We start from the raw sequence: 16,771 nt of genomic DNA on the forward strand, positions 1-16,771 counted from the left end.
GATACGAAATGGACTCAGTCAAAGCCCTGAGTTACGGCCCGATGACCCATGCCCGGTCAGATCGGTAGTGCGCCACGACGTGGGCGGTGTCGTAGGTGGGCCGGTACGGCCAGCGCTCCTGCACCATGCACTCGGGTGTTCGAGCCCAGTGTTTCCAGATTCACCGACAAGCGCCGCGCTGCCGCCCGTGCACCGAATACCTTGTCCTGCAATGGACTTGCCGCGTCGAGGTCAACGCCATCATCATCACTCGGCAGGTAATGCTCGTCGAAGTGCTCCCGCAGCATGGTCAGATAGGCCTCGACATGGTCGGGTTCCGCTCTCGACGGGCTGGGCTCGCGCCGGTTGTCGTTGGCTTCCAACCACGCATACAACCGATCCGGCGGCGCGGCCGGATCGACCTCGTCGGACCGGCGGATCCGCACCTCTCCCGAGGATACGCAATGCATGCGTATCGCACCGTCCTGAGCGATGCACCATTGACTCCAGCACCCCGACGCGTAATCGTCCGGGAATTGCTCATACCAGTGCGCGGTTCCGAACCGTACGCTCAATTCCTGTATGCGCCGGTACATTTCGGACTGCTTCTCGTCGGCGGATGCGTCCGGTTTCGCTACCAACGTATCGTCCTTGCAGAACACCAGGGTCCAGCCGTCCAGCGCCGGAGTGACGAACACCTCGGGGTAGAGATCCCAGAAACCGTTGATGCCCAACGCCTTCCAGTAATCCGGGTACATGGTCATCGGCCGTATCCCCTGCCATGGCGCGAATCCCATACGCATTGTCGCGGGAACCGGGTCGCGGAGATCGAACGCGTCCAGGACCGCGGCTTGATCAGTAGTTGGCAACGCATACCACGATCCGGCCAACCGCTCGAAATCCAACGGTTCGGGTGTCTCGACCCGCTGTTTCATCCGGATCAACCGCTGCAGCACTGCCAGATGGTCCGGCGGGAGGTGGTTCCACCCGAACTGGGCAAGCATGGTCATTGCCCCGTATCGCGCCAGCCGGTCCAACCGCGACACCGACCGCAACGCGGCCACCACACCCGTTCCGTACACACATAGAGCCGAAACTGCGTGCTCACGAACGCTTTCGAGCGAGCTGCCCAGTAGCGCCAAGACGATGGGCAGATGTCTGCATTCGTGCGTGGCAACGAGATCACTGTCCTCGGAAAGACAATCCCAAGAGAACTGACAGGACACCAGAGCGGCAGGAGAATGCTCGGGCAGAAAATCGGGCACGCGAGTCTCGCCCGGAAGTCCGAGCGTAATCCAAAGCCGCTCGCCCAGACCATCTTTCGGTGCCTGCGCCAGCGCATCGACCAAGGCGTCGAAATTCGTCGGCCGACGTAACACGCGGATACAGTCCGGCCAGGCATGGTCGAAACGGTTGTCGGCCAGTAGATCCAACATCATCGTGACGAGGGCTTCTGCCCGAGACCCGCGGGTATCCAGCCACCGCGCTCGACTTCGGACCCGAGGATCGGTATCGGTCAGCAGCCTCCGGAGTTGCTCGATGTCGAGACCACCGACCAGCAGGGCGAAGAAGTTGTCGCGATTCCCATCGTCCACAACTAGATCCAGCACATCCCAGATCTGACGCCGAATCCCCGGATCCGCATTGCCGATCAGCTGCCGCACATCATTCAGCAGCGATCCCGTCTCCCCATCCCTGAGCAACCACCAGCGATCGGGCTTTACGGAGTGCTCGGCCAACAACGCCCGCAACCGATTCGGGTCGATCCTCACCACATCCAGAACCTACCCAACACATCCGACACCGTTTCGAGCGTCGGACCCCGACAACGACGAGAGCACGCGTCGACCGAGCCCGCAGATGCTCATTGCCCGGAGACGACCGAACCTGCCGCCGGACTCCGGCAAGCATCCGCCCATCGGAATTACCGTGCGATGTAATGTCATGTCACCCAACCATTTTGGACGGTGGTCAACGCGCGATATCCGGCAGGTCCGGATACATGCTGTCAACCGCGTTCACCACGGCGATCTTGTAGGCGGCAGCCATACTCTCTGCACCTTGCCCGCCAATGGTCCAATCGTGCTGCGACTTCGCGGTCGGACAACACGTACGGTTCGGCACCGCCATGGGATATGAGGTTCGGTGAGGCCGGGCTCGAGGTCATGTCCAATCCGTGTAGATATTCGAGGCCTAGTGCGGCCATAGCGTCCGTTGGTATGCCGACATCAGCGCCCTCTACCCACGGCTTTGCCCAGCCATGGGCTGCTTCCCGAGTCAGATCACCCGCCAGCACTCGCCGCCAAACACTTTCGACCTCAGACCGCTTCGGCCATCCATATTCGATCACCATCGAGCCGATTATGATTCCTCACGCCGTTGGGTGACAGGTGCCCCGGATCGCACGAACATCGGCACAATCCGAGGTTTGCGAAATCGACTGACGGACAACGGCTACGGCTCACTCGAAGCCCGCGCAGCGGCTGTCCTCCTCGCTACGAGGTAGCATCCCGATCATGACCGATGACCGGCCATCCGGTCGATCGCGCCGGGGCACGCCGACCTCGTTCGTGCTGTACCGAACTCCCGGAGGCTGGCGGCACGCCACCTACCTTCGTGACCCCGCCAGCATCTTGGACGGATACCTCCGCGACATCCCGCCCACTGCCGCTGTCGAAGAAGCGCAGGCCGAATTGCATCGGCGGGCCGAGCTGGCGCACGAACGGAAGTTCCACGTGCGTTGGGAGCCCGCGGACAAGCCTGACTGGTGGACAGCGGAGGTCACAGACGCGGGACCGCTGCCCGAAGACGAGAACAACGGGCAGCGTGCCGAGCCGTAGCGGCATGAGCGCGTCATGCGATGACGCATCGCGGGTCGGGGAAATGAAACTTCTGGCACCATGTTGTTGCGGTGGTCATGATGGCGAAACGAGTCCGTATCGCTTGGCTGGTGCCGGGGGTCGCCGCCGTTGATCCCGAGACCGTCGGCAATGACGATTACTTCCCCGAACGCAGTCTGGCACGGTGGCTGGCAACCACCGGTCGCGAGCCGGTCGTGTACGCGTTCCCCAAATCCGGTGTCCGGCCCCTGCGCTCATGGCGACGTATTCGGCTGTCGATCTCCCAGGGCTGGCGCGCACGGTCGAATACCTGCCACTCCTCGAGCCGACCTATTACGCCTACCAGGTGGCGCAGGTAATCGAAGCCCATCTGAAGTCACCGCCCGAGCCCCGCCAGCCTCATCCACACTGAACTCGTCGATGACGACGAAGCCCAATCTCAGTGCCTCCCGCCGGACAAATCCGGCGAGGCGTCTGCGGGAAGCGGTTCGTGGTGATCCGCGGGCAGGCCGTCGAGGGAGATGCGCGGCAGCCGGTGCCACGTGCGCGGGCCACGCTCGCCGGTGATCTGGGTGGCACATCCGAGTCCGATGCTTCTCGAAATCCATTGTCGTGGGCCGCAATTCCGGTTGGCCGCGAGCGGTGCGTAAGTCAGTTGGCGCGCAAGAGGACTCGGGTGGCAGCGCCGGTCACCGGGGAGGTGCTTGTCACTACCTCCGTCACTCGAAATGCCGGATCCTCGAACGCGTCCTGGATCTGATCCACCGCGACATCGACCGGGCTCAGGAGGTCGGCGAGCGCGTCGAATTTCGGGGCGAGTTCGTCAGCGGTGGGATCGTTGAGCAGGCCCCACTCGTCCCAGAGGATCATTTCGTGCTTGTTCAAGGCCGCGAGGTCCTGTAGCAGGTTATATCTCAGCTGCGGCCAGCTTCGGGTGGACGACTCCGCCAAATCCGGTGCCACCACGAATCTTTCGGGGTCCAGTGCGCCGGACCGGCACTGCGTCCATGCCAGCGGGCCGGTGAGAAACCTGTCTCTCGGCACATCCAGCCTGTCGAATTCGTCCCGCTCGTCGAGTTCGGGATCGACCAGCCGCCAACGAGATTCGCCATGATCCCAGATCTCGGCGATCGCGTGGTCCACCGCCCACTCCGGCGTGAAGTACGTCGCGAACCCAACCCTGGACCGAGCCGGTATCCCGTGGTGGCGGGCGATGGTGACGAACAGGAGCGCGAAGTCGCGGCAACAGCCGACGACGCGATCGGTTGTCGCGCGAGCGCGACCCGGCGGTGCGGGATCCAATTCGTGTAGCCGCGTGAGGATTTCATCGGCGTAGCGCAGATCGATCTCGTGCACACGCTCGGCGGGGAAACCGTGCTCGGTGATGTCACCATTGGCCCGGTAGTGGAACGCCAGCCCGTGTGCAGCCGCATGAATGTCGGGCAGCGCCGGAACGACACCATCCAGCCACCACGACATCGCACCGGGATCGGTGAACGGGCTATGGGATGCGTAGAACATTTGTTCGTACACCCTGTCGTTCTACAAAATTGAATTCCGAATGTCCAGATCTCGGTGTTCTTCGATGTACGCCTCAGCCGTCGCCAACCCGAATCCCGCTGCGCTGGAAGATAATTGGCGAAAATCTATGCATAATCCGGCGTAATAGCTTCCGCAGCGGTAGTCGACGCGTGCTCACATGGCGGCAGGAACCCGCTCAGGCACGGCGAGTGCTCGACCTGCGCAGGGCTGGAAGCGCGCGAGGTACGCCACGGTTGGCCCGGTTCGCGCGGTGAGGTGCAGTCGGCAGGAGTCGGCCATGGTGTGCAACCACTCGAACGGGATCCAATGTGGATCGAGGAATTCGCCAACACCCAGGCGCCCGGTCGCCGAACCGCAATGCTGCGGCGGCAGCAATCGCACCGGCGCAGCGCCGTTGTGGCGCACAGCAGCGCCAGCGGGACCTCGCCGACAGCGGCCAGCACCAGTGCGATGGCGAGATCGCGTCCCGGGGCGGCGGTGACGGTGTCGAACCAGGCGTCGACGAGCAGGAGCGCCGCCGTTGCCGCGGCAATCGGCCGATAACGCCGATCGCCCTGCCGGACGAGCAACCCGGTGCTTACCAGCCCGATCGCCTCGAGGCTGTCCAAGCCCACCCATGCGATAGACCAGTGCCGGGCGACGGCCGTCGGCGACAGCGTCGCGGCCTGCGTGAACAGCCAGGGCAGCAGCACCAGACCAGCGGCAATCGGTACCGCACCGGCAATTGCGGTCCGGGACCCAGGTCGACGACGGAATCGACTCGGCCGCAGTAGTTTCCGTCGATATCCGCACATGATTGTCGGCTCTCCTCGTCGATTTCGATGGTGCTGAACAAGTTTCGAAGCGGGAGCGCGCGCGGTCGGTAGCGCGACCGTGCGTCTTCACGGTGGTACTGGTGCCACCTCGTATAGACATGCCTGTGTGGTGGCCCTCCCCCTCGGCGGCCCTCTACCGTGGACATATGCCGATGACGTTGCGTGTCAGTGCGGGCATGCGGCGGTTGTTCGGGTTCACGAACCGGCAGGCCGCGTGCGCGGGGGTCGGCGCACTGATCCAGGCCGGGGTGCTGCTGGTTCTGATCCTGCCGTGGCGATGGATTCCGACCGCACTGCCTCCGGTGACGATCGGCCTGATGACCGGACCGGTCGCGGCGGTGGTACTCGCTGCGCCACTGCTGACCATCTTGCAGCGCAACCGATTCCGCCTGGCGGACACCGAGATTCCCGCATCCCGTGATGAACGGGTCTTATGGTCGGTAACCCGGGCGCGGCAACTGGTGTATCACCTGATCATCGGACCGCTGCAGGCCTGCGCAATCATCGTGCTGGCGCTGTCGTGGCTCGCCGTGGCGGTGGCGGGCACGGTGCTGATATGGATGTGGCTGACGCCGATCGGCTGGCGACCCGTCACCACCCACGCCGTGGCCTGGACGATCGCGGCGGCCGTCATGGCTTTCGCCCTGGCGTGGGCGACCCCCGCCCTGCTGCGCGTCGACCGGTGGACCGCCCGAAAACTGTTGGGCCCGAGCCGCGAAGAACTCCTCGCGCGCCGGGTCGACGACCTGACCGAGAGCCGGGCGGGCGCGGTGGACGCGGCCGATGCCGAACGCCGCCGCATCGAACGCGACCTCCATGACGGTGTCCAGCAACGGCTGGTGTCGCTCGCGGTCAACCTCGGCATCGCCCGAGCGACGCTCACCGAACTACCCGACTCCGCGCGCAAGGTGCTCGAGGACGCGCATGATCAGGCCAAACAGACCATCGCCGAACTGGGTCACCTGGTCCGCGGCCTGCATCCACCGGTGCTGGAGGATCGCGGCCTGGACGCGGCGCTGTCCGGAATCGCCAGCGAGGTCCCGGTGCCGGTCCGGCTCGTGGTGCGGCTGCCGGTACGCCCGCCCGCTACCGTCGAGGCCATCGCCTACTTCGTCGTCTCGGAGGCGCTCACGAACGTGATCAAACATGCCCGCGCGACCGAGGCCGAGGTGACCGTCGACGGTACGGGCGATCGACTTCGGATAACGGTGTCCGACAACGGTATCGGCGGTGCCGACGCGGACGTCGGCACCGGGCTGACGGGGTTGGCCCGCCGCGTCGCCTCGGTCGACGGCCGTTTCGAGGTGACCAGCCCGCCCGGCGGCCCGACCCTGCTCACGGCGGAGCTGCCATGCGGGCGGTGATCGCCGAGGACTCGGTGCTGCTGCGGGTCGGCGTGGTACAGGTGTTGCGACTAGCCGGATTCGATGTCGTGGCCGAAGTAGCCGACGCGCAAGCGTTACTCGCCGCCGTCGACCAGCATCGGCCCGACCTGGCCGTCGTCGATGTCCGGATGCCACCGGATTTCCGGGACGAGGGGGTGCGCGCCGCGCTCACCATCCGGCGCGACCGGCCGGGCACGGCCGTGATGCTGCTCTCGCAATACGTCGAAGAACGTTATGCCGCAGAGCTTCTCGCGACACAGACCAGCGGGGTCGGCTACCTGCTCAAGCAGCGCGTCGCCGATGTCGAGGAGTTCGGCGAGGCGCTGCGCCGCGTCGCCACCGGCGGCACCGCCCTCGATCCCGAGGTGGTGGCGCAGCTACTGGTGCGCCGCGACCGCGGCCCGCTCGACCGGCTCACCCCGCGCGAACGCCAGGTGCTGGAGCTGATGGCCAACGGTCGCTCCAACGCCGGTATCGCCGCCCGGCTCGTCGTGAGCGAGCGCGCGGTGGCCAAGCACATCAACAGCATCCTCACCAAACTCGATCTGCCGCAAGACGATTCCGACCACCGTCGGGTACTCGCGGTGCTCCGCTACCTCGGCGCGCGGTGAGTGCGCGCCCGTCCTGCTCGATGTTCACCTACTCGGTGATCGAGGTTCCGGGTGACGATGTGAATACGCGGCACGGGCGTAGCGCGAGAGTTCACGCGCTGGCGATCGGCTGGTCGGGCACGAAAGAGGGCAGGCCGACACGCTGATAGGTGGACATCAAACGTCGGTAGCGGCGACGGTTGCGCGCCAAAGGGGTGTCGGTGGCCCACGTCGGTAGGGCGCAGTACGCCACACGGAAAAGTGTTGTTAGAACGACGAATTCGAGGTCGTGGCGGCGGGTCCAGCGGATGGGTAGCACCCTGCGGGCACCGGGATGCATTGTGCCGTAACCGAGTACGGCGGCTACATGTCCGGCCACCGGGCGGGCCAGCCGCCACAGCGGTTCGGTCGCGGCGGGAAAGAAGGGTGGGCGTGGGGCGCGGCGCACGGTTTCCATAGCGGCGATGAGAGTCGGTGTGACCGTCAGCTTTTCGGCGGCCATCTGGTCGTAATAGGCACACAGTTCGGGGTAGCCCTCGACCAGACGGGAACGGCCGGGTAGCTGCAGCGGCTCGGTCTTGGTTCGGACATGATCCCAAAGCGCCTGATTGTCTGCGGCACTGAGCTTTTCGCCGGTCAGGGCGACGAACGCGCCGCGGTACATGAAGAAGGTGCTGATCAGGATCCAGTTCCAATTCTCCGGGTTGAGCGCACTGTAGCGGGTGCCGTCGGGACCGATGCCCTTGACGTCGCGATGCAGCAGTTTGAGGCGTTCCATTTCGGCGGTGCTGTCGGCGTCTTCGCCGAGGAAGACGATCTGATCGGAGGCGGCGGAGCGCGTCGCCCGCTCCCACGGAGTGTTGCGGATGCGGCCGGTGCGCTCGAGCGCGGCCGATACCGCGGGCAACATCGTCTGGTCGAACAGCGCGGCGGCGAACAGTCCGACGAAGACCGAACCGGCCACCTCCTCGAATCGCTCGACGATGCCGGTGGCCGCGCCACTCGCGGGCAGGTTCATGACGTTGGACGCGCTGTGCACAGGGCAGGTCATGGGGACTCCTTCGTCCGAGCACTACCGATCATTCTGGTGCAGAATGGCACCAGATGTATCTGGTGCCAGAGTGCACCAGAACTGATCCGGGAGTCAAGGGCATGCGCGATAATCCCTGGATGGCAGCCACACGCAGTTACGGCGGCGAATCCGCGGACGAGCGCCGCGCCCGGCGCCGCGCCGCGCTCATCGAGGCCGCACTGGACCTGATGGCGGAGGGCGGACCGAACGCGGTCACCAAACGAGCCGTCTGCGGGCGTGCCCGGCTCAACGACCGCTACTTCTACGAGCATTTCGCCGACCGCGACGCCATTCTCGAGGCACTCGCGCAGGAGGTGACGGGGCAGGGGCTGGAGGCCGTCGTCACCGCGGCGCTCGCGCCCGCGCCCGATACCCGCGCCCAGGTGCACGCCTCCGTCGCGGCCGCCGTCGATTTCATGCTGGCGGATCCGCGACGCGGAAAGCTGCTGCTGCAAGCCAACTCGTCCGAGGTCGTGCAGCGGTCCCGGGTGACCAACACACGCACCATCGCCAACGTGATGGCCGCGATGACGCGCGATCTGCTCGGCGACCGAGCCCCGAGCCAACTCGATACCGATATGGCCGCCTTCGCCGCCGTCAGCGGCGTCATGGAGCTGTTCGCCGCCTGGCTGCGCGGTGAATATCCCACCGGCCGTGCGCATCTCGTCGAGCTGGTCACCGCGATGCTGCTCGCGGGCGTCGACATGTCAGCCCAACTTCCCACGGAGGGCTGAAAATACGAGCGGGCGGCCGCCGAAATTCGGCGACCGCCCGCGCTATGACCTACCCGGCTCGAAAGCCGTTCGCTACTAATCGTTCTGGAAGTAACTCAGCAGACGCAGGATCTCGACGTACAGCCAGACCAGGGTGACGGTGAGGCCGAGCGCGACACCCCATGCCGCCTTCTCCGGCGCCTGGGCCCGGATCAGCTGATCGGCGGCGTCGAAGTCGAGCAGGAAGCTGAACGCCGCGATACCGATCACGACCAGGCTGAAGATGATGGCCAGCGGGCCACCGTCGCGCAGGCCGAGACCGCCGGAGATGAAGAAGCCGGCGATCAGGTTGCCGAGCGCGAGCACCAGGACACCGATCATGGCCCCGACGATGATCCGGGTGAATCGCGGTGTGACCCGGACCGCACCGGTCTTGTATACGACGAGCATGCCCGCGAATACGCCGAAGGTGCCGAGCACCGCCTGCACGATGAGTGCGCTACCGCCGACGCCACCGAACTTGATGTTGGTGAACATGAACGAGAGCGCACCGAGGAACAGGCCCTCGAACACCGCGTAGGACAGCACGATCGCCGGGCTGTTCTGTTTGTTCGCGAAGCTCGCGACCAGCACGAGCACCAGGCCGATCAGACCGCCGCCGACCACGAACAGTGGCGCGAGCGCGGTATTGGCGTGGGTGAGGGTGTAGGAGATGATCGCCGACAGTGCAAGCACGCCCAGCGTGATGCCGGTCTTGATGACGACATCGTCGATCGTCATCGCCCGGGTGGCCGGGACCGGCTGGTATGGCTGGGTGTATTGGTCGTATTGCTGCTGGCCGTAGGGGTTGCCGTACTGGCCGAACTGGCCGGCGTTCGGCATACCCGTTCCGAAGTTGGCGTAGCCACCGCCCTGCTGCCTCGGCAAGTTTCTGAAGACCGGGTTGCTCGTGGTACGCACCTGCGTCCCTTTCTGGTGTCGTTTGCTGCTGTCCGTCGAGCCTTCGCTCGATATCCAACTGCTCGGTCCAACGTCCGACATCCGCGTCGAGTTCCCAGGAACCCGGATAGCCGGACAATTCGGACTCTACCGCTGGGGATCGTGCAAGCCCCGTACAGAACGCGTAACCGTGAATTTCCGATTGCGGCCGATCACTTCGGTCTGGCCGACCATGCGCTGGATCACACCCCGGTAGTTGAGATGTGAGTTGAAGACTGTCCACAGCTCGCCGCCCGGTCGGAGCACCCGCCCCGTCTCGGCGAACATCTTGATCGCCGAACCGGTGTGCACCGCGGCGCCGACGTGGAACGGCGGATTGCACAGCACCAGATCGGCGCTGTTGGCGGCCGCGGTGGACATGGCGTCGTCGCGGACCACCGTCACCCGGTCGTCGACGTGGTTGATCGCGGCGGTGGCGCGCGCCGAGGCGACCGCCGCGGCCGACTGATCGGTGCCGACCACTTTGATGTGCGGCCGCGCCTTGGCCAGCGATACGGCGAGAATGCCGGTGCCGCACCCCAGATCGATCGCATCGCGGGCATCGGGCTTCATCTGCTTCAGGTATTGCAGCAGGAATCGGGTGCCGATGTCGAGGCGGGCGCCGGAAAAGGCGGCGCCGTGCGCGATCACGTCGATGCCGAGATCGGCGATTCGCTCGCGCACCGGAAACGGCGGCTCCCCAACCGGTTTGGGACCCGTGACCAGGAGGGTGCGCGATTTCTGCCTGCCGCGGCTGGCGCGCACCTCGGAAAACGATTGGGCCAGAACGTCGTTCATGGAATGGGTCAGATATTTGTCGCGGCCGCCTGCGAACACCGTCACCTCGGGCGCGGCGTACCTGGCGATGGCATCGGCCACCTCGGCCAGCCCGCCGAGCATGCGCGGCAGGCGAAGCAGCACCACTCGGACATCTTCTAGCAACCGCTGGCCGAGTGGATGCGCGGCGTAGCGATCGGATAGGCCGACCGCGCGGGCGTTATTGGCCAGCGCTAGCTCGCCGGTCAGCAGGTCCTGATGCACCCGGACCTCGCGTAGGTCATGTCCGGCGATCGCGCCGATGGTCAGCGCGCCGTAACTGTCGCCGATAACCGCAACTTCCCCGCTACCCGCAGCGGCGAGAGCTTCATCGGCGACGTCGAGGAGCAGCCGATCGGCGGCATCCACCGCGTAGAGGTTCACCGCCTCCACGTCCGGATACCGCCGCAATCGACCGAGCACCTCCTCGACATCGCACACGGGTCAAGTGTGCTAGATCGTTGCCCATCGGTCACGCGCACCCCCGGATCCGCGTGTGTCCGGCAGCCGGTCCGGGTCGCAGACCTGCTGCGACACAAGGCTTTACCGGCCCGTGCCGCGACCGCCGGAGCGGGCCCGCGCAACCCGCCCGACGACGACTCGCCGCCGCCATTTCCTGTTCACTGCGAGATCGGCTGCCGCTCAGTACGATCTGGCCCCATGCGTTACAGGATGGTGTTGACCCTCGCCGCTACCGCGGCGCTGCTCGCCGGTTGCGGCGGTGGGTCGAACACGGATGCCCCGAAATCCACGACGGCCGCGGCGGCGGCAGGTGCGGCGACGCCGGTCGCACCGCTGAAGGACGCGCAATTGAAGGAAACGAAACCGGCCAACGGGGCGGCGCTCACCGTCACCGATATCGGCATCGAACACCATGAGGGCTTCGACCGGGTGGTGTTCGCGCTCGGCGGCGACGGCGCGCCGGGGTGGCGAATCGGCTACGCCGACAAGGCGGTTCAGGACGGCAGCGGTAAGACCGTCGATGTGCCGGGCAAATCGGTGCTGGAGGTGCGGATCCTCGGTTCGGCCAATCCGCCGGACAGTAAGGTCGCCGCGTACACCGGCCCCAACCCGACCTCGGATTCGAGCGCACCGGGCATCACCGGCGTCTACGAATCCGCCGTCTTCGAGGGCACCACGCAATTGTTCATCGGGCTCAACGGCGCGAAGCCGAATTTCTCGGCGGGTCCCCAGAGCAACCCGTCCCGGCTGGTCGTCGACATCGCCGCATGAGTCGGAACACACCCGTACGGCCTAGGGGTATACCGAACCGGTAGAATGACCGCCGTGATAGAGCAGCGCAAGCGGCGAGCGTCCGGGGCGGCCCGGATGCTCGGCCTGCTCGCGCTGCTCGCCGGGATCGTCGCGATGCATGCGGGAGTATTCGCTTTTCCCGCGCACGGCGAATCCGGCGCCGCGATGACACACCACGCCGCGTCCGCCGCCGTTGAATCGGCGAAAATGCCGGCGCACCAACAAGATTGCGGATCCGACGGCTGCGCCGCCGCGCACGGCGGCAGGCACGCGTGCGTCTTCGTGCTCGCGACCTTCGCCCTCGTGATCGGCCTGGTGGTGCTGGCCAGGCTGGCCGTCGACCGACCCGGCACCGGAATCGCGCTCCCCCGGCACTGGCGACCGCGCCGCGAGCGTCCACCACCCTGGACGGTGCTCTCCCGCGCCGAATTGTCGATTCTGCGGATCTGACAGGTCCACCGCGCCCCGCAACCCATTGCGCGAGCGCGGATTTCACCTGTCTTCGATCCGACCATCGGCAATTCCCCAGGAGATCAATCATGTTCACCACCCGTACCCGAATCGCGTTCGCCGCCACCGCGATCGCCACCGCACTGCTCGCCGCCGCCTGCTCCGGCAACTCCGATAAATCCGACAGCGGCATGTCCGGCATGCAGCACTCGGCGACGAGCGCCGCTGCGCCGACCCGCACCGATTTCAACGATGCCGACGTCACCTTCCTGCAGATGATGTACCCGCATCACGCGCAGGCCGTCGAGATGGCCCAACTGGTGCCGAGCCGCAGCCAGAATCCGGACCTGCTCGCACTCGCCGCCGCGGTGGAGAAGGCGCAGAGCCCCGAGATGCAGCGGTTCGCCGACCTGCTGCGGAGCTTCGGCAAGCCCGCGCCCTCGGCCTCGGGCCACATGATGTCCGGCATGATGACGCCCGAGCAGATGTCGGCGCTGCGGGCCGCCTCCGGCGCCGATTTCGACCGGCAGTGGCTGACCATGATGATCGAGCATCACAGCGGCGCGATCACCATGGCGCGGACCGAACTTTCCAGCGGTATCAACAATGACGCGAAACAGCTGGCCACCGGCATCGCGGCCGATCAGCAGCGCGAGATCGACACCATGCGGGGCATGCTCGCCAAGAGCTGATGCTCGCGGCCATACCGAATCCGTCATCGTGCGGTCAGCGAGCCGTCATCACCTGCGAAAACGCTGGCCGCCACGGATTTCCGGACCCGGCGGCGCCGACTAGATTCGAGGCGTGTCGAGTTGGTAGTGGTCCCGGACCGGTACCCGCGGATCGGCCCGCACCTCCCTGAGTGCGCACGGCCGGTCGGGTATCCGGTCCACGGAGTTCCTACGGAGATGGGAACGCCGGGACGGAGGCGGAAAGTTCGTACGCACCGGGCTTTCCGCTTCTCGTTTCCGCCGCACGCCGCCGAAGTCCTTGCGAAACCCATTCACCCGGCTGACCGGTATGTCAATCCCGTTGCGCGACCGAACCTTTGGTCGGCCGACGCGCCCGAGATCGGGCAACCCGCCCGCATCGCGAACAAGCGACGGCCGCGCCCGCGAATGCCGCCTACCATCGGATCATGGACTTCATTTTGTCGGGGATCGTCGTGGTCGTCGGGCTCGCCATCGCGGGCGCGGCGTATGTGGCCTTCCTGGTATTGCGCGGCCGGAAGTGATTTCGCCGAGGCCTTAGCGGCCGTGTGCCTTGCAGACGGTGGTCGCCCTGTCCTTGGTCGCATTGAACTTGTCGATCACGCCGTTGAGCGTGTCGGTGTCCGGATTCCGCTCCAGCGTGCCCGCGAGATTGTTCGCGTCGTCGCGGTAGTTCTTCAGCGCGGTGGCCACATCATCGGGCACCTCTTTGGTGATTTTCTGGTCGATCTTGTTCGCGGTGTCGCGCAGCGATCCCACCGCGGCGGCGGCCTTGTCCTTCTCGTCCGGTGCGTGGTTGTTGCTGGCATCGATATAGGCGTTGAACGACGCGACCGACGCCTCGTGCGCGTCCCGGTAGGTGCTGCACGCCGTGACGGCGGCGGTCTCGGCCGCGGCGGCCTTGGACGACGACGCCGCAATCGAGGAGGCGGTGACCTCGGAGGCATATGCCGCCAGATCCGACTGGTTCACCTGGGCATTACCCGTCACCTGCTTGCCGCAGGCGCCGATCAGCAGGATGCCGGCGGCAGTGGCCGCCGCGGCCGCGGCTAGTCCGGCTCGTTCCAGTCCTCGCATGATTATCCCTATCTCCCCGCAGGTGTTCCGGCCGCACACCCGGATATGAGCCGGACATTCCGACCGTACTTGCCCAGGTGCGTGTCGTCAGCACGGCATGCCGATATCGATTGTCAATCGGTACGCCACGGACCGGAACCCATCCGGCCCGAGGTGAATACTGTCAGGCTCGGACGATATCGGAGACCCCGAGTGCGGTCCGGCCGCGTCAAGCCAGGCCGTAATCGCGGACGAAATCCTCCGTCAGATCGATGACCCGGAAGTCTTGGTCCGGGCGGCCACCCGCGTCTCCAGGAGGCGGCGGATGGGCTGCGGCCAGCGGGTCCGTCTCGAAATTCGCTGCCGGAACGTCATTTCCGGATCCGGCCCGCGCGACCGGATCCGGGTGCTGGTCCGCCGACATGGTGTCCCCTTCCATTGATCACCGGTGGTATTGAGTCATCGCGCCGCCGGCCGCCCGCGTTCACAGGTTCGGGAAAGTCAGCTCGAAGACCGCACCGCCGTCCGGATGCGACGCCGCGGTGACGGTCGCGTCGTGCAACGCCGCCACCTGAGCGACGATGGCCAGCCCCAGCCCGTGCCCGGGTGCGGTGCGGGCGGCGGCCGAGCGGTAGAACCGGTCGAAGACGTGCGGCAGGTCGGCGGCGGGGATGCCGGGACCGTGATCGCGCACGGTCAATCGGCGCTCGCGCAGCACCACCTCGACCGTCGCGCCGGGCGGGCTGAATTTCGCGGCATTGTCGAGCAGGTTGGTGATCGCGCGGGCCAGCCGGGCGGGTACGCCGCGCAGCGTGACCGGTTCCAATTCGGCGTCGAAAGCGATTGTCGGCCAATGCCTGCGGGCCACCGCCAACCGCTCCGCGACCAGCAGATCGAGTCGGAGGTCCTCCCCGGATTCCGCGGCGGCCGCCGGATCCTCGGCGCGGGCCAGGTCGATGAGATCGGTGACCAGACCGGAAAGCTCCTCGGCTTGGGTGCGCAGCGCGGCGGCCGTTTCGTCGAGTTGCCGCGGCGCGCGGCGGAGCAGATCGATGTTGGCGCGCAGTGCCGTCAGCGGGGTGCGCAGTTCGTGCGATGCGTCGGCCACCAAACGGCGTTGCGCCGCACGGGATTCGCGCTCGGCGCTCAGCGCCTGATCGAGTTCGCCGAGCATGGTGTTGAAACTCGTTGCCAGACGGCCGAGTTCGGTCGAATCCGGGACGACGATGGGCTGGCGCGGATCGCGGGTCGTCGCGACCCGCTCCGCGGCCGCGGTGAGCGCGGTGACGGGCGCGAAGGCGCGGCGGCCCACCACATATCCGATCCCGATGGCCAACGCCGTACCACCCAGCGCCGCGGCGAACAGCGCCGCCGCGACCCGCCGCAGGCCGGTGTCGACGGTGTCCGAGCGCCGCGCGACCTGTACCGCGACGCCGGGGCGCAACTGGGCCGTGTACATCCGCATCGGATAGCCGCCGAAGGTGAAATCGCTGAAGTAGTCCGGCCGGGAACCCGTTGCGACGGCGCGGGTTCCGGCATCCACCGGCAGCAGGTCGGCGGAGTGATCGGATTCGATCCGGCCGTCCGCGGCCACCACCTGCACACAGCTCGGCGCGGCCAGGTACCGGCACGGCCCGGAGATCGCCGCGACATCGGGATCGACCGCGAACTGTCTGGTGATCCTGGTGGCCTGACTGCGCAACCCGATATCGAGCGAGCTGTTCAGCTCATGTGCCACAACGAAATACGCGGCGACCGCCATGGCGGCCAGCGAAAGCGCGATCGCCACCGCAAAATACACGGCGATCCGGCCACGCAGCGAACGAATCCCGATGCGCGACAGCATCATCGAGGCCCGAGCCGATAGCCGACGCCGCGCACCGTGTGGATCAGCCGCGCCCGCCCCGCATCCTCCAGCTTGCGCCGCAGATACCGCACGTACACCTCGAGCGAATTGGATGACGGCCCGCCCCAGATCCGTTCGATCAGCAGCTCGCGCGGCAGCGCCTGCCCGGCATTGCGCAGCAGCACCTCCAGCAGCGCGAATTCCGTTCTGGTCAGCTCGATTACCGCGTCGCCGCGCCGCACCTGGTGGGCCGCGGTATCCATCACCAGATCCGCACAGCTCAGCACCACACCGTCGGCGGGTGAGCTGCGTCGCACCAGCGCACGCACCCGGGCCAGCATCTCATCCAGGTCGAAGGGCTTCACCAGATAGTCGTCGGCGCCCGCGTCCAGGCCGTCGATCCGGTCGGCGACCGCATCGCGAGCGGTCAGCATGAGGATCGGGGTGCGGTCGCCGCGCGCCCGCAGCCGCCGGCAGGTCTCCAACCCGTCCAGAAACGGCATCAGCACATCGAGCAGCACCACCTCGGGCCGCCAGCGCTCGATTTCGGCGAGTGCCGCGGCGCCGTCCGCCGCACCGCGCGTCTGGTAACCCTCGCTGTCCAACACCCGCACGAGCGCCTCCCGCACCGCGGATTCGTCGTCGACCACCAGCACACGCATGTCCGCCGATAATACGGCCCGCAACTTCTCATCCAGTTCTCATCCCGCGCCGGAATCGTGCGA

The 16,771-nt window shown here is 66.4% G+C and carries 18 protein-coding genes; 7 read left to right on the plus strand and 11 right to left on the minus strand.

The window, feature by feature from the left end; genetic code table 11:
• Positions 1 to 56: 56 nt before the first annotated feature.
• Positions 57 to 1,730, minus strand: coding sequence for a hypothetical protein (locus tag LGY53_RS04165; protein ID WP_225725277.1), 1,674 nt, complete (start codon positions 1,728 to 1,730; stop codon positions 57 to 59).
• A gap of 220 nt (positions 1,731 to 1,950) precedes the next feature.
• Positions 1,951 to 2,109, minus strand: a complete 159-nt coding sequence (locus LGY53_RS04170; protein ID WP_225725278.1) for a hypothetical protein — start codon at positions 2,107 to 2,109, stop codon at positions 1,951 to 1,953.
• A 386-nt stretch (positions 2,110 to 2,495) separates the two neighbouring features.
• Here LGY53_RS04170 and LGY53_RS04175 point away from each other — a divergent pair, with 386 nt between their 5' ends.
• Entirely contained in the window at positions 2,496 to 2,819 is a 324-nt protein-coding gene (locus LGY53_RS04175) for a hypothetical protein (RefSeq protein ID WP_225725279.1), read from the plus strand.
• A 651-nt stretch (positions 2,820 to 3,470) separates the two neighbouring features.
• Here the strand turns inward: LGY53_RS04175 and LGY53_RS04180 are convergent.
• The gene (locus LGY53_RS04180) at positions 3,471 to 4,340 is read right to left on the minus strand and encodes a transglutaminase-like domain-containing protein (RefSeq protein WP_225725280.1); all 870 of its coding nucleotides are present in this window, start codon (positions 4,338 to 4,340) and stop codon (positions 3,471 to 3,473) included.
• Between the two features lie 125 nt (positions 4,341 to 4,465).
• Positions 4,466 to 5,053 carry a hypothetical protein gene (locus LGY53_RS04185; protein ID WP_225725281.1) on the minus strand — a complete coding sequence of 196 codons (588 nt, stop codon included), beginning with the start codon at positions 5,051 to 5,053 and terminating at the stop codon, positions 4,466 to 4,468.
• A 275-nt stretch (positions 5,054 to 5,328) separates the two neighbouring features.
• Here LGY53_RS04185 and LGY53_RS04190 point away from each other — a divergent pair, with 275 nt between their 5' ends.
• Both LGY53_RS04190 and LGY53_RS04195 read left to right on the plus strand, forming a co-directional pair.
• A complete protein-coding gene (locus LGY53_RS04190; RefSeq protein WP_225725282.1) occupies positions 5,329 to 6,540 on the plus strand; it encodes a sensor histidine kinase in 1,212 nt (403 codons plus the stop codon).
• Positions 6,528 to 7,172, plus strand: a complete 645-nt coding sequence (locus LGY53_RS04195; protein ID WP_225725283.1) for a response regulator transcription factor — start codon at positions 6,528 to 6,530, stop codon at positions 7,170 to 7,172. The genes LGY53_RS04190 and LGY53_RS04195 overlap by 13 nt, the downstream gene beginning before the upstream one ends.
• A gap of 91 nt (positions 7,173 to 7,263) precedes the next feature.
• On the opposite strand, the gene LGY53_RS04200 is transcribed toward LGY53_RS04195, so the two are convergent.
• Positions 7,264 to 8,202: an oxygenase MpaB family protein gene (locus LGY53_RS04200; RefSeq protein ID WP_225725284.1), complete on the minus strand. Its 939-nt coding sequence runs from the start codon at positions 8,200 to 8,202 to the stop codon at positions 7,264 to 7,266.
• Positions 8,203 to 8,321: 119 nt separating this feature from the next.
• Between LGY53_RS04200 and LGY53_RS04205 the strand changes: the two genes are divergently transcribed.
• Entirely contained in the window at positions 8,322 to 8,957 is a 636-nt protein-coding gene (locus LGY53_RS04205; RefSeq protein ID WP_225725285.1) for a TetR/AcrR family transcriptional regulator, read from the plus strand.
• A 75-nt stretch (positions 8,958 to 9,032) separates the two neighbouring features.
• Here LGY53_RS04205 and LGY53_RS04210 read toward each other — a convergent pair whose 3' ends face one another.
• Both LGY53_RS04210 and LGY53_RS04215 read right to left on the minus strand, forming a co-directional pair.
• Positions 9,033 to 9,896, minus strand: coding sequence for a Bax inhibitor-1/YccA family protein (locus tag LGY53_RS04210; RefSeq protein ID WP_167477854.1), 864 nt, complete (start codon positions 9,894 to 9,896; stop codon positions 9,033 to 9,035).
• A gap of 126 nt (positions 9,897 to 10,022) precedes the next feature.
• A complete protein-coding gene (locus LGY53_RS04215) occupies positions 10,023 to 11,171 on the minus strand; it encodes a class I SAM-dependent methyltransferase (RefSeq protein ID WP_225725286.1) in 1,149 nt (382 codons plus the stop codon).
• 219 nt (positions 11,172 to 11,390) lie between these two features.
• Between LGY53_RS04215 and LGY53_RS04220 the strand changes: the two genes are divergently transcribed.
• From LGY53_RS04220 to LGY53_RS04230, 3 genes are all read left to right on the plus strand, one after another.
• Positions 11,391 to 11,963 carry a hypothetical protein gene (locus LGY53_RS04220; RefSeq protein WP_225725287.1) on the plus strand — a complete coding sequence of 191 codons (573 nt, stop codon included), beginning with the start codon at positions 11,391 to 11,393 and terminating at the stop codon, positions 11,961 to 11,963.
• 54 nt (positions 11,964 to 12,017) lie between these two features.
• Positions 12,018 to 12,434, plus strand: a complete 417-nt coding sequence (locus tag LGY53_RS04225; protein ID WP_225725288.1) for a DUF6153 family protein — start codon at positions 12,018 to 12,020, stop codon at positions 12,432 to 12,434.
• A gap of 89 nt (positions 12,435 to 12,523) precedes the next feature.
• On the plus strand, positions 12,524 to 13,126 hold the full coding sequence (locus tag LGY53_RS04230) for a DUF305 domain-containing protein (RefSeq protein ID WP_167477858.1): 603 nt from the start codon (positions 12,524 to 12,526) through the stop codon (positions 13,124 to 13,126).
• 555 nt (positions 13,127 to 13,681) lie between these two features.
• Here the strand turns inward: LGY53_RS04230 and LGY53_RS04235 are convergent.
• The 4 genes from LGY53_RS04235 to LGY53_RS04250 all read right to left on the minus strand — a co-directional run bounded on the left by LGY53_RS04235 (position 13,682) and on the right by LGY53_RS04250 (position 16,708).
• The gene (locus LGY53_RS04235) at positions 13,682 to 14,221 is read right to left on the minus strand and encodes a hypothetical protein (protein WP_225725289.1); all 540 of its coding nucleotides are present in this window, start codon (positions 14,219 to 14,221) and stop codon (positions 13,682 to 13,684) included.
• 208 nt (positions 14,222 to 14,429) lie between these two features.
• Positions 14,430 to 14,624 carry a hypothetical protein gene (locus tag LGY53_RS04240; protein ID WP_225725290.1) on the minus strand — a complete coding sequence of 65 codons (195 nt, stop codon included), beginning with the start codon at positions 14,622 to 14,624 and terminating at the stop codon, positions 14,430 to 14,432.
• Positions 14,625 to 14,684: 60 nt separating this feature from the next.
• Positions 14,685 to 16,049, minus strand: coding sequence for a HAMP domain-containing sensor histidine kinase (locus LGY53_RS04245; RefSeq protein WP_225725291.1), 1,365 nt, complete (start codon positions 16,047 to 16,049; stop codon positions 14,685 to 14,687).
• A complete protein-coding gene (locus LGY53_RS04250; RefSeq protein ID WP_225725292.1) occupies positions 16,046 to 16,708 on the minus strand; it encodes a response regulator transcription factor in 663 nt (220 codons plus the stop codon). Before LGY53_RS04250 ends, LGY53_RS04245 begins: the two co-directional genes overlap by 4 nt.
• Positions 16,709 to 16,771: the final 63 nt, after the last annotated feature.

The organism is Nocardia sp. JCM 34519.1 (genome assembly GCF_020361265.1).
GTDB lineage: Bacteria > Actinomycetota > Actinomycetes > Mycobacteriales > Mycobacteriaceae > Nocardia > Nocardia arthritidis_A.

Bases quoted from the DNA above. Each gene is read 5' to 3' on its own strand.
- LGY53_RS04170 (WP_225725278.1), bottom strand. From the start codon at position 2,109: ATGGCGGTGCCGAACCGTACGTGTTGTCCGACCGCGAAGTCGCAGCAC.
- LGY53_RS04175 (WP_225725279.1), top strand. From the start codon at position 2,496: ATGACCGATGACCGGCCATCCGGTCGATCGCGCCGGGGCACGCCGACC.
- LGY53_RS04180 (WP_225725280.1), bottom strand. From the start codon at position 4,340: ATGTTCTACGCATCCCATAGCCCGTTCACCGATCCCGGTGCGATGTCG.
- LGY53_RS04190 (WP_225725282.1), top strand. From the start codon at position 5,329: ATGACGTTGCGTGTCAGTGCGGGCATGCGGCGGTTGTTCGGGTTCACG.
- LGY53_RS04195 (WP_225725283.1), top strand. From the start codon at position 6,528: ATGCGGGCGGTGATCGCCGAGGACTCGGTGCTGCTGCGGGTCGGCGTG.
- LGY53_RS04200 (WP_225725284.1), bottom strand. From the start codon at position 8,202: ATGACCTGCCCTGTGCACAGCGCGTCCAACGTCATGAACCTGCCCGCG.
- LGY53_RS04205 (WP_225725285.1), top strand. From the start codon at position 8,322: ATGGCAGCCACACGCAGTTACGGCGGCGAATCCGCGGACGAGCGCCGC.
- LGY53_RS04220 (WP_225725287.1), top strand. From the start codon at position 11,391: ATGCGTTACAGGATGGTGTTGACCCTCGCCGCTACCGCGGCGCTGCTC.
- LGY53_RS04230 (WP_167477858.1), top strand. From the start codon at position 12,524: ATGTTCACCACCCGTACCCGAATCGCGTTCGCCGCCACCGCGATCGCC.
- LGY53_RS04235 (WP_225725289.1), bottom strand. From the start codon at position 14,221: ATGCGAGGACTGGAACGAGCCGGACTAGCCGCGGCCGCGGCGGCCACT.
- LGY53_RS04240 (WP_225725290.1), bottom strand. From the start codon at position 14,624: ATGTCGGCGGACCAGCACCCGGATCCGGTCGCGCGGGCCGGATCCGGA.
- LGY53_RS04245 (WP_225725291.1), bottom strand. From the start codon at position 16,049: ATGATGCTGTCGCGCATCGGGATTCGTTCGCTGCGTGGCCGGATCGCC.
- LGY53_RS04250 (WP_225725292.1), bottom strand. From the start codon at position 16,708: ATGCGTGTGCTGGTGGTCGACGACGAATCCGCGGTGCGGGAGGCGCTC.